The following is a 17,261-nucleotide window of genomic DNA, read 5'->3' on the forward strand; positions in this document are numbered from 1 at the left end:
GATGAGTGATTTGCTGATCCGCAATCTGCGCCCCGAGGACATCTCCCTCGCCGTCGACTGGGCCGCGGCCGAAGGCTGGAATCCGGGCCTCTCGGATGCCGCCTGCTTTGCAATTCCCGACGCGCAAGGCTTCTTCGTCGGCGAGATCGATGGCGAGCCGGTCGCGACCGTCTCCTGCGTCAATTACGATGATCGCTTCGCCTTCCTCGGCTTCTACATCGTGCGGGCAGATCTTCGCGGCTCCGGCCACGGCCTGCGCATCTGGAACGCGGCGATCGCCCACGCGGGCGCGCGGGTGATCGGGCTCGACGGCGTCGTGGCGCAGCAGGACAATTACAGGAAGTCGGGCTTCCAGCTCGCTTACGCCAACATCCGCTACGGCGGCATCGTAGCCGCGCCATTGAGGTCGCCCGCTGAAATCGTCGCGCTCGATACGATTCCGTTTGCGCTGGTGGAGGCCGACGATGCCACCGTCTTCCCGGCCCGGCGCAGCGCCTTCCTGCGCGCCTGGATCGGCACATCAGGGCATGTCGGCCGTGCGCTCGTGCGTGACGGCAGGCTCGCCGCATGGGGCGTGATCCGGCCCTGCCGGACCGGCCGCAAGATCGGCCCGCTCGTCGCCGACGATCGCGCAGCGGCGGAGGCGGTCGTTCAGGCTTTGCTGGCGAGCGCCGACGGCGGCGAAATCTTCCTCGACGTTCCCGCCGTCAATCGCGAGGCGATCGCGCTCGCGGAAGCGCTTGGCCTCAAGCCGGTGTTTGAGACGGCACGGATGTACACCGGAGCGATCCCGCCGTTGCGCATCGATCGCGTCTTCGGCGTGACCAGCTTCGAGCTCGGCTAATTCAGTAGCAGCGCATGATGTTGACGGTGTGCTCACTGCCGCCGCGGCCGGGCACCGTCACCTGCTCCGTCGGGCAGCTCGGCACATAGGGCCGGTCGGACGGCACGACGTTCGGCGGGAAGCGATGCGACCAGTCCCAGGGGACGTCATAGGTGTAGGTGTAGCGCACGTCGGTGGAGACAGGCTGCCCGGCATCGACGAAGGGCTGGCTGTAGCCGGCGCCGTCGTAGAACCCGCCGCCGCCCGGCCAGTAGACGAAGGGGCTATTCCGCCGGTGGAACCGGGCGCCCGGCCCGATCGGCGCACGCGCCATGGCGCCGGAAGGCGCAGCGGTCACCCCATGCGGCGCGCCGCCGCCGGCTCGGGCAAAACTGTCGTTGGGATGAAGGAGCAGCGCGGCTGCGCTGAGCGAGGCGAGCAAGGCCCCATGAATTTGATAGGTCATGTTACGCACCAACTCGTTTGACTTAAGCGGATCGCGGCCCCCCCCGGGGCCACGCTAGGCCGGCCCGGCGCCCACCCGCAAACCTATAATTAATTATTGGTTAAGACACGGTCCTGGCGCGGGAACCGGTGCGACAAGAGCGCCCGGAATCGTCGGAAACGCGTCCCTCTTCATCACGCACACTTCATAACCAGGTGATTGGAGTTTGATCGCGTCGCCAGACGCCACCCGGAACGCTCCCGCAGTGCAACCGTTGGCTCCCGACACAAGAAGGAGCAGCTCCAATGCAAAACACGTCGAAACTCCTCGGTCTGATCACCGCATCCCTCATCGCCGGCACAGCGGCAGCCTCGGCGCAGGACTATGATTGGAACGGCCCGCGCATCGGCTGGGACCGCACGGCGCCTGCCTATGAACCGGTTCAACCGCGCGCCTATTATCCGGATGTTGTGGGACCCTATGGCGCGCTCAACGGCACCAACCATCCGACCCCGAGCTCGACGCAGGGCGACGTCGGCCCTGACGGCAACAACAACGGCACGCTAACCGGCGCTTATCGCTGGTAAGCACCGCCCGCGATCAGGCCCACCGTTCATCACGAACGGTGGGCCTTCACGCGTCAGCGTCCTTGCTGCTTGTGCAGCCAGTCGAGCATGTCCTGCGCGTTTCCAGTGCCCTGCGTCACGATGGCAGTGTTGCCGCCGCTTCGGCGGTAGACCGTCGTACGCCCGGGTTCCTTCTCGATTCTGACCTGGGCCTGCGCGGGATCACCACTTTGCGTGATCACCGATGTGCCGTTCTCGTCCTGGACCACCGTGGTGTGACCGTCGGCAGCGCCCGCCGGCGCCGCCGCGATCACGCTCATGAGTCCTATTCCGGATGCGAGCAGGAGCAACTTCATGTCTCACCTCCATCAGCGGCCGAACTGAAAGATCGCCAGCCAGTTGAAACGCCCGAACTGTCTCACCGCTCCACTGTTCATGTCGCCGACCTGAAGCAGGAGCGCGTTGGTGGAATTGCCGATCTGGGTGATGTCGGCGGTATTGCTCACACCTGACTGGCCGATGATCGCATTGGTGGTGCCGCCCACCTGGATCACATTGGCATAGTTGCGCGTGCCGTTCTGGATGATGGTCGCATCCACCGTCCCGGTCCCGCCGATCTGGATCACCCGCGCGATGTTGATGCGGCTGCTCTCCTCGATCGTCACAGGCTGAACATTGTCGCCGAACTGCACGACCGTCTCGATGCTGACGTTCCGGTTGGTCACGCTGCGCTGGACCGAGCCGGCCGACGCCGGCGTCGCCGTGCAGGCGGCGGCCAACAACGCTGCCACGGCCGGAACCCGCTTCAAGATCTCTCTGCCACGCCGCATCGCGCTTCCCCGCTGATTCCCGACGACGATGAGTTCGCTCGCGGCTTACGGGCCGGTCTGCATGATCGTCGACGCGTTAACCGTGCCGAATTGCGCCACCGTGCCGGCATTCATCGTGCCTAGCTGCGATATCAGGCTGGACGCCGACTGGCCGATCTGACCGACATAGGCGAGATTGTTCGCTCCCGTCTGCCCGATTGATGCGGAATTCGTTCCGCCGAATTGCAGGACGCCCGTCGCATTGTTGGTACCGTTCTGCGTCACGGTCGCGCTGGTGCTGCCGCCGATCATGAACACGCCCGCCATGTTGAGCTGGCTACTCTGGTTCAGCACGACCGGCGGACCGCCGATCGAGACGATGGTCCTGATGTCGGCGGTCTGGGCACCGGCCGCCCCGGCGCCGACCGAGCACAGAGCGAGCATGACGGCGCCCGCGCATCCCGAAGAATATTTCATGACATGCCTCATTACGTCGCGCCTGCCTACGGCGCCTGCTGCAGAATGGTCGAGCCATTCAGGATTCCGAGCTGGCCGACGCCGGCCGTGTTGTTCGCTCCGATCTGACCGATCAGGCTCGAGTTGGAGCCACCGACCTGGCCGGCGAGCGCCATATTGATCGCCGTCGCGGTCGTGCCGCCCTGCCCGATCACCGAATTGTTGACGGTGAGAAGCGAGCCGGACTGCAACGTCGTCGCGGTATTGGTCGCGCCGAACTGCAGGGTCGTGGCGGTGTTGCTGGTGCCGCCGCTCTGCGAAATGAACGAAGTGTTGGTGGTTCCGAATTGCAGCACGCTGGCGCTGTTGCCGGCCTGTGCATCGGCAGCCGTCAGCGCACAGAGCGCCGCGGCGGTTGCAATGAAATAGGTGATCCGCATGTCATTTCCTCCGCGAGAAGAAGCGAGCCGTCGCAATTGATCGGCCGGCCGGTTGCGGTACTTCGAGAACGGTCCGGACGCACCGTGTCAGGTGCGTCCGGCCGAACGATACGTGCCTCAGTGCGCCGTCTGCGTGACGGTGCTGCCGTTGGTGCCGAACACGCTGAGCTGACCGACGCCGGCCGCGTTGTTCTGCAGCACGGCAGGCCCGAACGAGTCCTGGGTGATCCCGCTGGAGTTGTTGCCGAACGCCACCTGGCCGGTGCTCGCCGAGTTCTGCACGCCGATCTGGGTCACGGTGCTGCCATTGTTCAGCGAGGCCGAGCTGGTGCCCTGCATCGTGGTCGCGGAGTTCACGAGGCCGAGCTGGCTGGTCGATGAGCTCGAATTGGTGAAACCGTTCTGGGTGACGCTGGAGCCGTTCACGAGACCGACCTGCACCGTGGTCGAGGTGTTGGCGGCCTGCGCTGCGGAGGACAGGGCGAACAATGCAACGGAAGCAAAAAACAATTTGCGCATGGAGAATCCCTTTCTGGCAAAAGTTGTCTGACTAAGTTCGGATGCCGTCTTGGAAGAGCCCGACATCGTAGGGACAACTTTGAACCGATCCCGGCCTGCGCGACAGACTGCAGTTCATGCTAAGCGGTACGGACTAGACGTTGCGAGAAATGCCGGCACATGAAAGTTCGGGAGCAGCGCTATCCCGCACCGGCTCGCGTCGTCTCCGTTTCGCGCCCCATGCTGTCGATCAGCCGCACCACCTCGATCGGCGTGCGCAGCTCCAGCTTTCGCATCATCCTGGCGCGATGCACCTTCGCCGTCACTTCGCTGACGCCAAGTCGCGCCGCGATCTGCTTGGCGACGAGCCCTTCGGCCATCAGCAGCATGATCTCGCGCTCTCTCGCCGTCAGCGTCTCGACTCGCTGGCGGGCTTCACGCACCGTATCTTCGCGCTCCAGCCGCCTGCGGTCGCGCTCGATGCCATGCCTGATCGCGTCGAGGATCTCCTGCTCCCGGAAGGGTTTTGGCAGAAACTCGACCGCGCCGCGCTTCATGGCTTCGACCGAGACGCGGACGTCTGAATGACCGCTGATGAAGACGATAGGGATGGGCACGCCCGTGTCGGCGAGCCGGCGCTGCAGCTCGAGGCCGGTCGGCGACGTCCCGGGAAAGCGGACGTCGAGCACGAGGCAGGATGGCCCGCCGGAAATGTTCTCCGTGAGAAACTCGTCCGTCGACGCAAACAGCTTCACCTGATGACCGGTCTCCTCGCAGAGACTTCCGATCGCGGTTCGGATCTGGACTTGGTCATCAACGACATAGACTGTGGCTTGACCTGAACTCATGGGCAACGGCCTCCCCGGCTTGGGGCTCGATGGAAAAGCAACGAGCCGTCCAATCTTCTTGCAAGCGTGATCAAGGTGCTTCGATGGAATCGCGGAGATCGAACGTGGCGCCGCGCGACGCCGGTTCGACCTCATAGAGCCAACACACGCTGGAGACGAGTGAAGGCGTTCACATATCGGGCTTCGTGATTGAAAGGATGCGGTCGCGCCGCCGGCGGGACCGCGGCGGACTGTTATCGAGAGTGCGGCATTCCTGAGTCGTGATATCGCCGGCTGGGTCATGGCATCGCCACCCATCCACAGTCTCGAACGTCGGCAAGTGGCCGCTTTCGGCCAGACCATACGGGACGTTCGATCGGCCTATCGAGTTCGATACCGCGCGCCTCACATCGATACGCCCGGCATGCATTGTCTTCAAATCACGAATAGTAGCACTACGCGAGCTTTACTTTTTAATCATGGCGCGCGCCCGACCGTCGCCCCGGCAGCGGCGACATACTGACGATCGATATTGCTTTGGTGGATTTACAACCATAGCGCGATCTTTATCCGTGCCGCCAGCGAAGCCATTTCAAGAGGCGGGTTTTTGATATGCGATTTGTACCAATTATTGCCTTGCTCGGAACTGCATGCAGCCTCGCCGCGGTCTACAGCGCTGGGCCGGCCGTCATCGGCGCGGCCGGCAGCGCTGCGGACAGGGCGTCGCACGCCCTGGAATCGGCCAGGCGCCTGCTCGTGCCCGCCGGGCGCGAAGTCCCGACTTTCGGGTCGGATGCGCCAGTATTCCGCTACGCCGCGATCCAGCGCGGCAGCATCGAGCAGACCGTCACCGTCACCGGCGCCCTGCAGCCGGTCAAGACGATCGAGGTCGGCTCCCAACTGTCCGGGCAGCTCGCCCGGGTCTATGTCGATTTCAACGACACCGTCGCCAAGGACCAGCCGCTCGCCTTGATCGATCCGCGCAGCTTTGCGGCGAAGGTCGACGAAGCCACGGCCTCCCTCGCCGTCGCCAATTCCCTGGTCGACATCGCCAGGGCCAAGCTCGATCGCGCACGGATCGACCTGCAGAACGCCCGGGGCAACCGCGACGTGCTCGCCGCCAAGGTCGAGAGCGCCCAGGCAGTCAAAAGCTCGGCGCATAAGACCCTGCAGCGCAAGCTGGCGCTGCAGGCGCAAAACGTGGTGGCGACGACGGCGGTCGACGACGCGCAGACCGAGTTCACCGCCCGCACGGCCCAGGAGCGCGAGGCCGAGGTCCTGATGTCCCTCAACTCCTATTCGGTGGAAGGCGCGCAGGCCGACGTCCGCCGCATCGAGGCGGAGCTGCAGCAGGCCCGCATGGCGGTGCCGGAAAAAGCGGCCGTTCTCGCTGCAGCCCAGGCCGATCTCGACCGCACCGTGATCCGCTCGCCGATCGACGGCGTCGTAGTCGGCCGGTTCGTCAACGAGGGCCAGACACTCGCGGTCGGACTGGAATCGCGCACCACCTTCGTGGTCGCCCACCGCCTGGAGGACATGGAGATCCACGCGCAAGTCGACGAGGCCGATATCGGCCGCATCGTCGCCGGTCAGCGCGCGCATTTCACCGTCGACTCCTACCCGGACCGCCGCTTCGAGGCGGTGGTGCGGCAGGTGCGCAAGGCACCGCAGACCCAGCAGCACGTCGTTACCTACACCGTGGTCCTGGCGACTTCCAATCTGGACGGCGCGCTGCTCCCCGGAATGACCGCCCTGGTGAAGATCGTGATCGAGCGGCAGGACGACGTTCTGAAGGTGCCGCTCGCCGCGCTGCGCTTCCAGCCCTCCGGCACTCGGCCGGAACCGGCCGGCACGCACAGCGGCGTGTGGGTGCGCACTGCCAGCGGCTCGCTCCAGCGCATCGCCGTGACGGTCGGCGCAGCCGGTACCGAGCAAGTCGCGCTCAAGGCCGGAGATCTCGACGAGGGCAGCCAGGTGGCCGTCGGCCAGGCCATTCGTCCGGCGGGCTTTGAAATTCTCGGAATCAGGTTCGGATCATGAGCGCCTCCCCGCCCCTCATCAGCCTCCGCTCGGTCAGCAGAACCTACCGCACCGACGGGATTGCGGTGACCGCGGTGCGCAATGTCAGCTTCGACATCGCGCAAGGCGAGATCGCGGCCGTGATGGGGCCGTCCGGCTCCGGCAAATCGACACTGATGAACATGATCGGGCTGCTCGACCTGCCGAGCGAGGGCGCCGTCTATCTCGAGGGCGCGGACGTCGCCGGTCTCTCGGAGGACCGACGGTCGTCCTTGCGGGCCCGCAGCATCGGCTTCGTGTTCCAATCCTACAATCTGCTCGCGCGTCACGATGCGATCGAGAACGTCGCGCTACCGCTGGTCTATTGCGGCGTAGGTCGCAGGGAACGCCTGGCGCGCGCCGAAGAGAGCCTTCAGGCCGTCGGCATGCTGCACCGGGCCCATCACTTCCCGCGGCAGCTCTCCGGCGGCGAACAGCAGCGCGTCGCGATTGCGCGCGCACTGATCGCCTCCCCGCTGATCGTGCTCGCTGACGAGCCGACCGGTGCGCTCGACAGCCGGACCGGCGCCGAGATCCTGGCGCTGTTCGCAGCGCTCAACCGGACTGGCCAGACCATCGTGATGATCACGCATGATCCCGGCATCGCGACGCAGTGCCGCCGCACCATCCGCCTGCATGACGGCGAGCTCGTCGCCGACGAAAAGCAGGCCACGATCCTGCCGAAGCGGAGCGCCGCGCCATGACGATGCTCCAGGGCTTTCAGATCGCGCTGCATGCCTTGCGCCTCAATCCGTTACGCAGCTTCCTCACCATGCTCGGCATCGTGATCGGCGTCGCCTCCATCGTGACCGTGTTTGCTATCGGCGCCGGCGCACAGCTGCGCCTGCAGGAACAGATCCGATCGATCGGCGCCAACGTGCTGATGATCATCCCCGGCGCGGTATACCAGGGCGGCGTGCGCCTCAAGGACGGCAGCAAGCTCACCATGACCGAGAGCGACGTGCAGGCCATCCTGGAGCAGATTCCGGAAGTACAGGCCGCGGCCGGCTCGATCGCCGGGACGGCCCAGGTCATCCACGAGGGCAAGAACTGGAACACGACGATCAACGGCACGACGACGGCCCATTTCATGGTGCGCGACTGGCAGCTCGCCGCCGGCCGTTATTTTTCCGGCCCCGAGGAGGCAGGAGCCGGCAAGGTTGTGATCCTCGGCAGCACGGTCGCCCGCGAGCTGTTCGCGGCCGGCGACGACCCGATCGGCGCCCAGATCCGGATCATGAAGGTCCCGCTCGAAGTGGTCGGCGTTCTCGATCGCAAGGATCCAGCGCAGGACGACGTCGCCTTCGTGCCGCTCACCACCGCCAAGCTGCGCTTCCTCGGCAGTGCCAGCAACATCAATCGGGATTCGGTGGCCTACATCATCGCCAAGGTGGCCGGCGACGGACAGATGGCGGGCGCGCGATCGGAGATCGAGAACCTGCTGCGCCAGCGCCACCGGGTCCCCGCCGGCCAGGAGGACGACTTCAAGGTCCAGGATCCCGCCGCCGCGATGGAAGCGCAGCAGGGTGCGATCCGCACTGTCGCGCTGCTGCTCGTCGCCATCGCCTCGGTCTCGCTGCTGGTCGGCGGCATCAGCATCATGAATGTCATGATCGTGTCGGTCACGGAACGCACGCGGGAGATCGGAATCCGCCGCGCGCTCGGAGGGCGGATGCGCGACATCCGTCTGCAGTTTCTCTGCGAGGCGCTCGTGCTCTGCCTGCTCGGCGGCGCCATCGGGGTTGCCGGCGGAGTCACGCTCTCGATGACGGTCGCCCGCATGGCGGGATGGGTGACCTCGATCGACGGTCAGGCGATCGCCCTCGCCCTCGTCTTCTCGATCGCCACCGGCCTCATCTTCGGTTTCTATCCCGCACACAAGGCATCCAGGCTCAGCCCGATCGAGGCGCTCAAAACGGAATGACGACATGCTGGGGATGGCCACAACAACCCGCAGGCCACGGAGGAGTCAGCCATGAGCCGAGATCAAAACGACTCGATCACACCGACACCGCGCGAGCGTGAGCTGATGATGCTGATCGCGCGCGGGCTGCAGAACAAGAACATCGCCTACGAGCTCAAGATCTCGGAAAACACGGTCCGGGCGCATATCGGCAACATCATGCGCAAATACCGGCTTCAGAACAGAACCCAGATCGCGATCGCATTTGCCCTGCACGCCGCGCCATTGTCGCTACGCCGCGATCTCGCCAGGGCCGACCGCCATCCGCCGGCGCCGAAGCCCGCGCAGGCCCCCGCACAGAATCCAGGGGTGCAAACCGCGCCGGATTGAACGTCCGGCCACAATCCCTTGCGCTGCCCGACGGGCAAAACACACAAGATGCCGGTCAACGCGCTCGGTCGAAAATATTCCACTTTACCGAAATTCGGAAACGGCGTATGTGTCGCCTCAACCCGGCCCAAGGAAGAGGGGCGTATCGCGATCGTCACGAACGCGGGCCGGGCGGCGGTGGACGCAGATGACATCGGCGCGAAGGGTTTTGCAGGGCGGGCAACCGTGAGCAAGGCTGTCGCGCACACGACCGGTGTGATCGGCGTACGGCAAAATCGTGTGGTCCTGGCGCCCGGGGTCTGTGCGCCAAGTCTTGTGGTGATGTATGTCGTCCAACCGGGCGCACGCGTCAGCCATCCGCAAGGCGACGGGGGCAATAGCGCAACGCTCCCCGGGGAGAGCACGACATAAGCCGTAAACCCACTGCGCAGGGAAGGCCGGGATGTCCTGGCTACACCTGTACGCCGCTGTGCAGCTTCTTGTAGCGCAACCTTCGCACAGTGGACCGCGGGTGCCAGCCGGCGCCCGGTCTTCCCTGCGCCCTCTCCATTCAAGAGGGTGAAGAGATCAAGCAAAGCTCGGGCGAAATCCGCCGCGAGGATGATCAATCATGTGTGTCGTTGAACAAAAATCTCGTGCCCCCTCCCCAACCCTCTTGCACCGGCGACGGGCCTTGTAACAAAACGGTCATGCAGCGAAACTAAACGAACGGGGGACCGCGAGTTGCGGCCCCGGGGGCCGCGGGTTGCGGCCGTGCCGCCTTCGCAGGGAGATTTCGATGCGCCGTTCACTGGTGTTGCTGTCCGCCGGACTGACAGTGCTATCCACCGGATTTGCTTCCGCCCAGAACAACACGCCGCGCAATCTGATCCTGTTCATTCCTGACGGTCTGCGCGCGCTGAAGGTCACCCCCGAAACGGCGCCCGCCATGGCCGAAATCCGCGACAAGGGCGTCAACTTCAAGAATTCGCACTCGCTGTTCCCGACCTTCACCATGGCCAACGGCTCGGCGATGTCGACCGGTCATTATCTGGGCGATACCGGGGTGTTCTCCAACACGATCTGGACCAGCTACACCTCGGCTCCGGCCGGCAACACCGTGGTCCCCTTCATCGAGAACGACGCCGTGCTCGGCGACATCGACGAGCATTTTGGGGGTAACTACATCAACGAGGACACCATCCTGAAGCTGGCCCGCGACAAGGGCCTCAGCACCGCCGCGATCGGCAAGGTCGGCCCGACCTATCAGTTCGACCACACCGACAAGCCCGAGAAGACCGGCCTGCACTCCGTCGTGTTCGACGATTCCACCGGCGGCAAGAACGGCGTGGCACTGTCGGACGAGGTGAAGGACGCGCTCACCAAGGCGGGCCTGCCCCTCGCCACGCCGCCGCGCGGCGACAATTCCAAGGCGGGCGATGCCAAGACACCCGGCACCATCGTCGCCAACGTCGCGCAGCAGGCCTATTTTGCCGACGTCGCCGCCAAGGTGGTGCTGCCGATGTTCAAGGCGCGCAACAAGCCGTTCGTGCTGGTGTTCTGGTCGCGCGACCCCGACGGCAGCCAGCACAACACCGGCGACAGCCTCAACCAGATCCTGCCCGGCATCAACGGTCCGACCTCGATGGCCGGCATCAAGAACGCCGACACCAACCTCGCCGAAATCCGCAAGGCGCTGGACGAACTCGGGCTTGCGGCCTCCACCAACATCATCGTCTCGGCCGATCACGGCTTCTCGACCATCTCCAAGGAAAGCAAGACCAGCCCCTCGGCCATGGCCAGCTATGACGACACGCCGAAGGACTTCCTGCCGATGGGCTTCCTGGCGCTCGACCTCGCCAAGGCGCTCGACCTGCCGCTGTTCGACCCCAACGACAAGAATGCGAAGATCGAGGGCAACAAGCATCCCAGGGCCGGCAACGGCGTGCTCGGCAAGAATCCGGAAAAGCCCGACCTCGTCGTCGCCACCAATGGTGGCTCTGACCTCGTCTATCTCCCGAACAAGGACAAGCAGCTGGCGGCCAAGACCATCAAGGCACTGCTCGCGCAGGACTACGTCTCCGGCCTGTTCGTCGAGGACTCGCTCGGCCGCTTCCCCGGCACCCTGCCGCTGTCGAGCATCAATCTGCGCGGCAAGGCGGCGACGCCGACGCCGTCGATCGTCGTCAACTTCCGCTCCTACGCCAGCAATTGCGGCGAGGCACCGACCAATTGCTCGGTGCAGGTCGCCGACACCGTGCTGCGCCAGGGCCAGGGCATGCATGGCAGCTTCAGCCGCGGCGACACCATGAACTTCATGGCGGCGATCGGCCCGGACTTCAAAGCCGGCTATGTCAGCGCGATCCCGGTCAGCAATGCCGATGTCGGCGTGACGGCCGCCCGGCTGATGGGGCTGCGCGCCTCGGAGAAGGGAGACCTGGTCGGCCGCGTGATGTCGGAGGCCATGCCCAACGGCACCGTGCCGAAGGCCTATGCCGGCACGATGAAATCCAAGCCCGCCGAGGGCGGTCTGACCACCGTGCTGAATTTCCAGCGCGTCGGCAGCCAGCGCTATTTCGACGCCGCCGGCTTCCCGGGCCGCACGCTCGGGCTCGAGGCGGAAGCCGGCAAACAAAAAACGGCGGGGAAATAACCCCGCCGCTTTCGCTCGCGCCCCGCACGGGGCGCGAGAATATCCCGGTTGTTACATGCCCGGATCTTTACATTCCAATGTCGAACACGTTCGGCAATTGGCCCGCCAGGGGCAGCGCGGTGGCGCCGAGGAAGGTCGCCACCATCGCCATCAGGCGGCGGTTGTTGTGGCGCTTGCCGCGCATCTGGCCCGCGATCCACTCCAGCATCTCGCTGTTGACCTTGGAGGCATAGGACGGCGCCCAGCTCTCGATGTCGGTGTCGGCCGACAGCGCGACGCTGCGCGGCGGCACTTTCAGGCCCGAGGCGCTTGCGGCATAGTGCGCAACCGCCTTGGCGAGCAGATCGTCGAAGCGGCCGCCATCGGTGCGTTCGGTGGCGGCTTCGTTGATCTCGAACAGGACCTCGGCCTCGGCGCGGCTGACCGGCTGGTCGTTGACGGCGGTGGCGGTCAGGATGCGCGTGCACCAGGCGGTGTCGTCGGCATCGAGCGAGCGGGAGAAATGAACCCTTCCCTTGGTGGTCGGGCCTTCGCCCGTGATCACGCCGTCGCGCACGATGGAGAGTGCATGAGCCGCGGTGTCGCGGCAGGACGGTTCGAGGGACGACGGTTCGACAGATTTAGGCGCAGCGGCGGACATAGTTCACTTCCAGATTTCTTCTGACCGGTCAGCATTTTCATGCCGACGTAAAGGGGTGGTTAACGATTCGATACGGGAGTCGCGACTTTTCGAGATGGTTGCCAATTGGTCGCTGTCAGGACCTCTTAGGTTCTAGGACGCGCCGGGCGAGCGTGATGGAAGTCATAAAAGGCATTATCGGGGCGAGCGAGACCGTGTCACCCCGGATGGGGATGTTTCGCCGCAGGTGCTGCTGTAACAATAAGTTGCTAGGAAATCGGCCCTTCAAGCAAGGAATTCACATTTTACTTGAAGCGGTTCAGTTGGCGTTCACTTGGGCCCGCAAGGCCCCTATACTGGGATCGACGGCAGAAACGAATTATCCAGTCAATTCAATGCGATGAGGTAACATCATGACACTTCCGATCGGCGCCACCGCACCCGACTTCGAGGCCGAGACCACCGAGGGGAAGATCAAGTTTCACGACTGGATCGGCAACAGCTGGGCGCTGCTGTTCTCGCACCCGAAGGACTTCACGCCGGTGTGCACGACCGAGCTCGGCGCGCTCGCCAGGCTGAAGCCGGAATTCGACAAGCGCGGCGTCAAGCTGATGGGCCTTTCGGTCGACCCCGTCGATCGTCATGCCAAATGGTCGGAGGACATCAAGGAGACGCAAGGGGCGGCTCCGAACTTTCCGATGATTGCCGATACCGATTACAACGTCTCGAAGCTGTACGGCATGCTGCCGGCCGCGATCTCGGGCGATCCCCTCGTCCGCACCGCCGCCGACAACCAGACCGTCCGCAACGTCTTCGTCATCGGCCCAGACAAGAAGGTCAAGCTGGTGCTGGTCTATCCGATGACCACGGGCCGGAACTTCCAGGAGATCCTGCGGGTCATCGACTCGCTCCAGCTCACCGCCAAGCATCGCGTCGCGACGCCGGCCGACTGGGCGCAGGGCGACGACGTCATCATCGCGGGCTCGGTCTCCAACGACGAGGCCAAGACGATCTATCCGCAGGGCTGGAAAGAGCCGAAGCCCTACATCCGCATCGTGCCGCAGCCGAAATAAAGACCTGCCCGTTGCGCCAGTGAACGATCCGACATCCCCGGAGCACGCCAGGCGCGTCCTCCGGGGGCAACCGGGGCATGAAACTTCGCGGCGGTGTCCCGTATATTGAGGACCCGCCCCGCGAGACCCATCCCCGATCATGCCCACTCCACAGCCGGTCATCGTCTGGTTCCGCGATGACCTTCGCGTGTCCGACCATCCCGCCCTCCACGCCGCCGCCAAAACCGGCTCGCCGGTGATCTGCCTTTATGTGCTGGACGATACAGCCGGACGGCCATCCGGCGCGGCTGCGCGCTGGTGGCTGGCGCAGTCGTTGCGGGCGCTCGGCGCCGAAATTGCTGCGCGCGGTGGATCGCTGGTCCTGCGCAAGGGACCGGCGGCCAAGGTCGTCGCTGAGCTGGCACGCGAAAGCGGCGCCTGCGCCGTCCACTGGAATGAGATAGCGCAAGCGCCCCATCAGGCGGTTGAGCGGCAGCTCGAAGCGGCGCTGGCAAGGCTCGGCATCAATTCGCAAATCTTCCCCGGCGATCTCCTGGTCCAGCCCTCGGCAATCCGTAACAAGGAAGGCCGGGCCTTGCGCGTATTCACGCCGTTCTGGCGGCGGGTGTTGTCGCTCGGCGATCCGCCAAAGCCGCTGCCTGCGCCGAAAGAGCTGCGCCCTGCGCCGAGGCTTGCCAGCGATGCGCTGGAGAGCTGGAAGCTCGAGCCGACCAGGCCGGATTGGGCGGGCGGTCTCCGCGAGACATGGAGCCCGGGCGAAGCCTCCGCGCGGGCACGCCTGCGCGACTTTCTCAAGCGCACCGCGCGCGTCTATGTCGGCGACCGCGACCGCCCGGACCGCGAGGGCACCTCGAGCCTGTCACCGCATCTGCGGTTCGGCGAGCTCAGCCCGCGCCAGGTCTGGCATGCGGCGCGGTTTGCTGCGGCGGAAGAGCCGGCCCTCGGGCCCGGCATCGAGAAGTTCCTGAGCGAGCTCGGCTGGCGCGAGTTCTGCCGTCACCTGCTGCACGACCATCCCGACCTCGCCACCGAAAACCTGCAAACGAACTTCGACGGCTTCCCGTGGAAGGGCGACAACACCGCGCTCGCCGCCTGGCAGCGCGGGCATACCGGGTACCCCATCGTCGACGCCGGCCTGCGCCAGCTCTGGCACACCGGCGTGATGCACAACCGGGTGCGGATGGTGGTGGCGTCGTTCCTGGTCAAGCACTTGCTGATCGACTGGCGCGACGGCGAGAGCTGGTTCTGGGACACGCTGGTCGACGCGGATGCCGGCAGCAATCCCGCCAATTGGCAATGGGTCGCCGGTTGCGGCGCCGACGCAGCGCCCTATTTCCGCGTGTTCAACCCGCAGCTGCAGGGCGAGAAGTTCGATCCGGATGGAACCTACGTCCGGCGCTGGGTGCCGGAACTGAAGGACATGCCAACCAAGCTGATCCACCAGCCGTGGCAGGCCACGCCGATCGAGCTTGCGAGTGCCGGCATCACGCTCGGCAAGACCTATCCGCAGCCGATCGTCGATCATGCCAGGGGACGCGAGCGTGCGCTCGCCGCCTACGCAAAGATCCGCAGAAGTTGAGCGCTGCTTTGACACAAATTCGAAACCGGATATCGTCATCGCTCCGTACAAACCGTGGGGGACGATATGGACGACGACAAGCCGATCACCGAACAGGCGATGGAGACGATCACCAGCGCCGTGGAAGCGACCAAGGACGCGGCGATCACCGCCGTCAAGAAGGTCAGGAAAGCCGCCAAGAAGGTCGCGAAGAAAGTAGCGCCGAAGAAGAAGGCCTCGAAGAAGAGCTCGAAGAAGGCTGCAAAGAAGTCGTCGAAGAAAGCGGCCAAGAAGGTGACCAAGAAAACTGCGAAGAAGACCGTCAAGAAGTCCCCCAAGAAGTCCGGCAAGAAAGCCGCCAAGTCGAAAAAGAAGGCCGGCAAGGCCAAGCGCTGATCGCAACGCGCGAGCAGGTCTCCGGGTGCGGGCGCGCCCGGAGACCTGCTCCCGGGATACCCTGCCCTCACGGCTTGGATGCGCGCCGGCCCGGATGATGCTTCACGTCAGGGATGGATTCCCTCGCCTACGAGCGCCGGTTGACCACGAACACGGCGGCTGCGCACATCCCCATTCCGGCAATCGCCAGCGCGTCGAGCTTCTCTCCGAACAGCAAATAAGCCATCAGCGCGGTCACCGCAGGCACCAGATAGAACAGGCTCGCGACCGACGTCGCCGCGGCGTGGCGGATCAGCCAGTACAGCAGCCCGATCGATCCGATCGAGAGCGCGACCGCGAGCCAGCCGAGCGCGAGCACGAACTCCCGCGTCCAATGCACCACGCGGTCTTCGAACAGGAAGGCGCCGATCGCGAAGAAGACGGTGACGGCGACATATTGCACGAGATTGCCGGCGCGCCAGTCGATCTGGTTGCAGTAGCGGCGCTGATAGAGCGTGCCGAGCGTGATGCTGATCAGCGAGACCACCGAGGCGAGCCAGCCGAGCCCGGCTTCACCCGTCATGGGGCGGTTGTGCAGGATCAGCACCACGCCGCCGAGGCCGAGCACGAGCCCGGCCCATTGCACCGGCGTTACCTTCTCGCCGAGCCAGCGGTTGGCGATGGTCGAAGTCAGGATCGGCTGCAGGCCGGGAATCAGCGCCGAGAGCCCGGCCGGAATCGAATGCGCGATCGCGATCGCGGTACCGCCGAGATAGAAGCCGTGGACGAGAATGCCGGCGACGGCGCTGTGCGCGATGCCGGTTCGATCAGGCCATTTCGGCCGCGCGATCGCAGCGATCATCGCCATCAGGCCGACCACGATCGCCATCCGGATGGCGAGATAGGTCAAGGGATCGGCATTGTTAACGACGTATTTGGTGCCGATGAATCCGGTGCTCCAGAGCAGGACGAACAGGATCGGCGCAATGCGGGCGGTCAGGGCTTCTTGATTATGGTTCATTGCCGCCCTCATTGCCCCACCAAGGGCTATGCGGCAATGCGAATTTCGCCCGAGACGATGCTGCGCTGCGACGGACGATGCGGCTCAGTTCAGCCGCTCACCATTCGTCCGGACAGGGGTTGATGATCTTCCAGAGCTCGACGCCGTTCTTGATTTTCTTCATGTCGGTGGTGAGCCCGCCATTGCGGCGGATCCAGTCCTTCACCGTATCCGGGTAGTAGGACATCAAGTCGGACGTGCCTTCCGAGCTCGTGACCTTGATGCCGAAGGTGAAGGCCTTGTCGTAATAGGCCTGATGAAAGCCGAGGCTGGCCCGGGGCGTCACGCAGATCTTGTTCATCGGCACGATGCCGAGCACCAGCGTGCAGGCCGAATTGCAGATGCCGTCGATGATGACGCGCTCGCCCTTCTCGCGGACGCGCTTGTACTTGGTCTTGTATTCCTCGACATAGCCGCCGTGGTCCCGGGTGATATGCAGCTCGGCCCGCGCCGGCGTGGCGGCGGCGAGGCAGAGCAACAGCAGGCTCAGAAGCGTGATGCGCATGGCGGCGTGACGGCGAAGCCTTCAGGAATGGACCGGCCTCGAAGGGAGCCCCAAAAGCCGGCGGCAGGATTTTTAACCGAATAGTCTTTGGTCATACTTGTGTGGGGAATCCGTTAAGCATCCCGAAAAGGCCAAAAATGGGCAGGCTTCGGCCGCATCTCCGGCAATTCTGTCACACCCCCCGGGAATCTGCGGGATTGGCCCGGATTTGCCGGTGCCGGACG

At 64.7% G+C, this 17,261-nt stretch carries 21 protein-coding genes; 11 read left to right on the forward strand and 10 right to left on the reverse strand.

Features of this window, described 5'->3' with window-relative positions; genetic code table 11:
• Nucleotide 1 precedes the first annotated feature (1 nt).
• Nucleotides 2–844, forward strand: a complete 843-nt coding sequence (locus CIT39_RS20750; protein ID WP_094972485.1) for a GNAT family N-acetyltransferase — start codon at nucleotides 2–4, stop codon at nucleotides 842–844.
• Nucleotide 845: 1 nt separating this feature from the next.
• Here CIT39_RS20750 and CIT39_RS20755 read toward each other — a convergent pair whose 3' ends face one another.
• Complete coding sequence (locus tag CIT39_RS20755; RefSeq protein WP_162308599.1) at nucleotides 846–1,289, reverse strand: hypothetical protein; 444 nt, start codon at nucleotides 1,287–1,289, stop codon at nucleotides 846–848.
• Between the two features lie 284 nt (nucleotides 1,290–1,573).
• Here CIT39_RS20755 and CIT39_RS20760 point away from each other — a divergent pair, with 284 nt between their 5' ends.
• Nucleotides 1,574–1,855, forward strand: a complete 282-nt coding sequence (locus CIT39_RS20760; RefSeq protein ID WP_094971928.1) for a hypothetical protein — start codon at nucleotides 1,574–1,576, stop codon at nucleotides 1,853–1,855.
• A 53-nt stretch (nucleotides 1,856–1,908) separates the two neighbouring features.
• Here the strand turns inward: CIT39_RS20760 and CIT39_RS20765 are convergent, their stop codons facing one another.
• From CIT39_RS20765 to CIT39_RS20790, 6 genes are all read right to left on the reverse strand, one after another.
• The gene (locus CIT39_RS20765) at nucleotides 1,909–2,190 is read right to left on the reverse strand and encodes a hypothetical protein (protein ID WP_094971929.1); all 282 of its coding nucleotides are present in this window, start codon (nucleotides 2,188–2,190) and stop codon (nucleotides 1,909–1,911) included.
• 12 nt (nucleotides 2,191–2,202) lie between these two features.
• A complete protein-coding gene (locus CIT39_RS20770; protein ID WP_274542487.1) occupies nucleotides 2,203–2,625 on the reverse strand; it encodes a curlin in 423 nt (140 codons plus the stop codon).
• Nucleotides 2,626–2,709: 84 nt separating this feature from the next.
• On the reverse strand, nucleotides 2,710–3,120 hold the full coding sequence (locus tag CIT39_RS20775) for a curlin (RefSeq protein ID WP_162308600.1): 411 nt from the start codon (nucleotides 3,118–3,120) through the stop codon (nucleotides 2,710–2,712).
• 26 nt (nucleotides 3,121–3,146) lie between these two features.
• Complete coding sequence (locus tag CIT39_RS20780; protein WP_094971932.1) at nucleotides 3,147–3,539, reverse strand: curlin; 393 nt, start codon at nucleotides 3,537–3,539, stop codon at nucleotides 3,147–3,149.
• Nucleotides 3,540–3,656: 117 nt separating this feature from the next.
• Nucleotides 3,657–4,058: a curlin subunit CsgB gene (locus CIT39_RS20785; RefSeq protein ID WP_094971933.1), complete on the reverse strand. Its 402-nt coding sequence runs from the start codon at nucleotides 4,056–4,058 to the stop codon at nucleotides 3,657–3,659.
• A 179-nt stretch (nucleotides 4,059–4,237) separates the two neighbouring features.
• A complete protein-coding gene (locus tag CIT39_RS20790) occupies nucleotides 4,238–4,885 on the reverse strand; it encodes a response regulator transcription factor (protein WP_094971934.1) in 648 nt (215 codons plus the stop codon).
• Between the two features lie 591 nt (nucleotides 4,886–5,476).
• Here CIT39_RS20790 and CIT39_RS20795 point away from each other — a divergent pair.
• From CIT39_RS20795 to CIT39_RS20820, 6 genes are all read left to right on the forward strand, one after another.
• Complete coding sequence (locus CIT39_RS20795) at nucleotides 5,477–6,904, forward strand: efflux RND transporter periplasmic adaptor subunit (RefSeq protein WP_094971935.1); 1,428 nt, start codon at nucleotides 5,477–5,479, stop codon at nucleotides 6,902–6,904.
• Nucleotides 6,901–7,626, forward strand: a complete 726-nt coding sequence (locus CIT39_RS20800) for an ABC transporter ATP-binding protein (RefSeq protein ID WP_094971936.1) — start codon at nucleotides 6,901–6,903, stop codon at nucleotides 7,624–7,626. The genes CIT39_RS20795 and CIT39_RS20800 overlap by 4 nt, the downstream gene beginning before the upstream one ends.
• Nucleotides 7,623–8,846 (forward strand): ABC transporter permease, encoded by a 1,224-nt coding sequence (locus CIT39_RS20805; RefSeq protein ID WP_094971937.1) that lies wholly within the window; start codon nucleotides 7,623–7,625, stop codon nucleotides 8,844–8,846. The genes CIT39_RS20800 and CIT39_RS20805 overlap by 4 nt, the downstream gene beginning before the upstream one ends.
• A 51-nt stretch (nucleotides 8,847–8,897) precedes the next feature.
• Complete coding sequence (locus CIT39_RS20810) at nucleotides 8,898–9,215, forward strand: response regulator transcription factor (protein WP_094971938.1); 318 nt, start codon at nucleotides 8,898–8,900, stop codon at nucleotides 9,213–9,215.
• Nucleotides 9,216–9,263: 48 nt separating this feature from the next.
• A complete protein-coding gene (locus CIT39_RS20815; RefSeq protein WP_094971939.1) occupies nucleotides 9,264–9,626 on the forward strand; it encodes a hypothetical protein in 363 nt (120 codons plus the stop codon).
• Between the two features lie 367 nt (nucleotides 9,627–9,993).
• Nucleotides 9,994–11,847, forward strand: coding sequence for an alkaline phosphatase family protein (locus tag CIT39_RS20820; protein ID WP_094971940.1), 1,854 nt, complete (start codon nucleotides 9,994–9,996; stop codon nucleotides 11,845–11,847).
• A gap of 67 nt (nucleotides 11,848–11,914) precedes the next feature.
• Here CIT39_RS20820 and CIT39_RS20825 read toward each other — a convergent pair whose 3' ends face one another.
• A complete protein-coding gene (locus CIT39_RS20825; protein WP_094971941.1) occupies nucleotides 11,915–12,487 on the reverse strand; it encodes a hypothetical protein in 573 nt (190 codons plus the stop codon).
• 392 nt (nucleotides 12,488–12,879) lie between these two features.
• Between CIT39_RS20825 and CIT39_RS20830 the strand changes: the two genes are divergently transcribed.
• The 3 genes from CIT39_RS20830 to CIT39_RS20840 all read left to right on the forward strand — a co-directional run bounded on the left by CIT39_RS20830 (nucleotide 12,880) and on the right by CIT39_RS20840 (nucleotide 15,493).
• Nucleotides 12,880–13,539, forward strand: coding sequence for a peroxiredoxin (locus tag CIT39_RS20830; protein ID WP_094971942.1), 660 nt, complete (start codon nucleotides 12,880–12,882; stop codon nucleotides 13,537–13,539).
• Nucleotides 13,540–13,678: 139 nt separating this feature from the next.
• Nucleotides 13,679–15,118, forward strand: a complete 1,440-nt coding sequence (locus tag CIT39_RS20835) for a cryptochrome/photolyase family protein (RefSeq protein WP_094971943.1) — start codon at nucleotides 13,679–13,681, stop codon at nucleotides 15,116–15,118.
• 66 nt (nucleotides 15,119–15,184) lie between these two features.
• Nucleotides 15,185–15,493: a histone gene (locus CIT39_RS20840; RefSeq protein ID WP_162308601.1), complete on the forward strand. Its 309-nt coding sequence runs from the start codon at nucleotides 15,185–15,187 to the stop codon at nucleotides 15,491–15,493.
• Nucleotides 15,494–15,620: 127 nt separating this feature from the next.
• Here the strand turns inward: CIT39_RS20840 and CIT39_RS20845 are convergent, their stop codons facing one another.
• Both CIT39_RS20845 and CIT39_RS20850 read right to left on the reverse strand, forming a co-directional pair.
• A complete protein-coding gene (locus CIT39_RS20845; RefSeq protein WP_094971945.1) occupies nucleotides 15,621–16,493 on the reverse strand; it encodes a DMT family transporter in 873 nt (290 codons plus the stop codon).
• 97 nt (nucleotides 16,494–16,590) lie between these two features.
• Entirely contained in the window at nucleotides 16,591–17,037 is a 447-nt protein-coding gene (locus tag CIT39_RS20850; protein WP_094971946.1) for a hypothetical protein, read from the reverse strand.
• Nucleotides 17,038–17,261: the final 224 nt, after the last annotated feature.

It is taken from the genome of Bradyrhizobium symbiodeficiens, assembly GCF_002266465.3.
Lineage (GTDB): Bacteria > Pseudomonadota > Alphaproteobacteria > Rhizobiales > Xanthobacteraceae > Bradyrhizobium > Bradyrhizobium symbiodeficiens.

Coding starts and splice junctions, on each gene's coding strand:
- CIT39_RS20750 (WP_094972485.1), top strand. CDS start 2: ATGAGTGATTTGCTGATCCGCAATCTGCGCCCCGAGGACATCTCCCTC.
- CIT39_RS20755 (WP_162308599.1), bottom strand. CDS start 1,289: ATGACCTATCAAATTCATGGGGCCTTGCTCGCCTCGCTCAGCGCAGCC.
- CIT39_RS20760 (WP_094971928.1), top strand. CDS start 1,574: ATGCAAAACACGTCGAAACTCCTCGGTCTGATCACCGCATCCCTCATC.
- CIT39_RS20765 (WP_094971929.1), bottom strand. CDS start 2,190: ATGAAGTTGCTCCTGCTCGCATCCGGAATAGGACTCATGAGCGTGATC.
- CIT39_RS20775 (WP_162308600.1), bottom strand. CDS start 3,120: ATGAAATATTCTTCGGGATGCGCGGGCGCCGTCATGCTCGCTCTGTGC.
- CIT39_RS20780 (WP_094971932.1), bottom strand. CDS start 3,539: ATGCGGATCACCTATTTCATTGCAACCGCCGCGGCGCTCTGTGCGCTG.
- CIT39_RS20785 (WP_094971933.1), bottom strand. CDS start 4,058: ATGCGCAAATTGTTTTTTGCTTCCGTTGCATTGTTCGCCCTGTCCTCC.
- CIT39_RS20790 (WP_094971934.1), bottom strand. CDS start 4,885: ATGAGTTCAGGTCAAGCCACAGTCTATGTCGTTGATGACCAAGTCCAG.
- CIT39_RS20795 (WP_094971935.1), top strand. CDS start 5,477: ATGCGATTTGTACCAATTATTGCCTTGCTCGGAACTGCATGCAGCCTC.
- CIT39_RS20800 (WP_094971936.1), top strand. CDS start 6,901: ATGAGCGCCTCCCCGCCCCTCATCAGCCTCCGCTCGGTCAGCAGAACC.
- CIT39_RS20805 (WP_094971937.1), top strand. CDS start 7,623: ATGACGATGCTCCAGGGCTTTCAGATCGCGCTGCATGCCTTGCGCCTC.
- CIT39_RS20810 (WP_094971938.1), top strand. CDS start 8,898: ATGAGCCGAGATCAAAACGACTCGATCACACCGACACCGCGCGAGCGT.
- CIT39_RS20815 (WP_094971939.1), top strand. CDS start 9,264: ATGCCGGTCAACGCGCTCGGTCGAAAATATTCCACTTTACCGAAATTC.
- CIT39_RS20820 (WP_094971940.1), top strand. CDS start 9,994: ATGCGCCGTTCACTGGTGTTGCTGTCCGCCGGACTGACAGTGCTATCC.
- CIT39_RS20825 (WP_094971941.1), bottom strand. CDS start 12,487: ATGTCCGCCGCTGCGCCTAAATCTGTCGAACCGTCGTCCCTCGAACCG.
- CIT39_RS20830 (WP_094971942.1), top strand. CDS start 12,880: ATGACACTTCCGATCGGCGCCACCGCACCCGACTTCGAGGCCGAGACC.
- CIT39_RS20835 (WP_094971943.1), top strand. CDS start 13,679: ATGCCCACTCCACAGCCGGTCATCGTCTGGTTCCGCGATGACCTTCGC.
- CIT39_RS20840 (WP_162308601.1), top strand. CDS start 15,185: ATGGACGACGACAAGCCGATCACCGAACAGGCGATGGAGACGATCACC.
- CIT39_RS20845 (WP_094971945.1), bottom strand. CDS start 16,493: ATGAACCATAATCAAGAAGCCCTGACCGCCCGCATTGCGCCGATCCTG.
- CIT39_RS20850 (WP_094971946.1), bottom strand. CDS start 17,037: ATGCGCATCACGCTTCTGAGCCTGCTGTTGCTCTGCCTCGCCGCCGCC.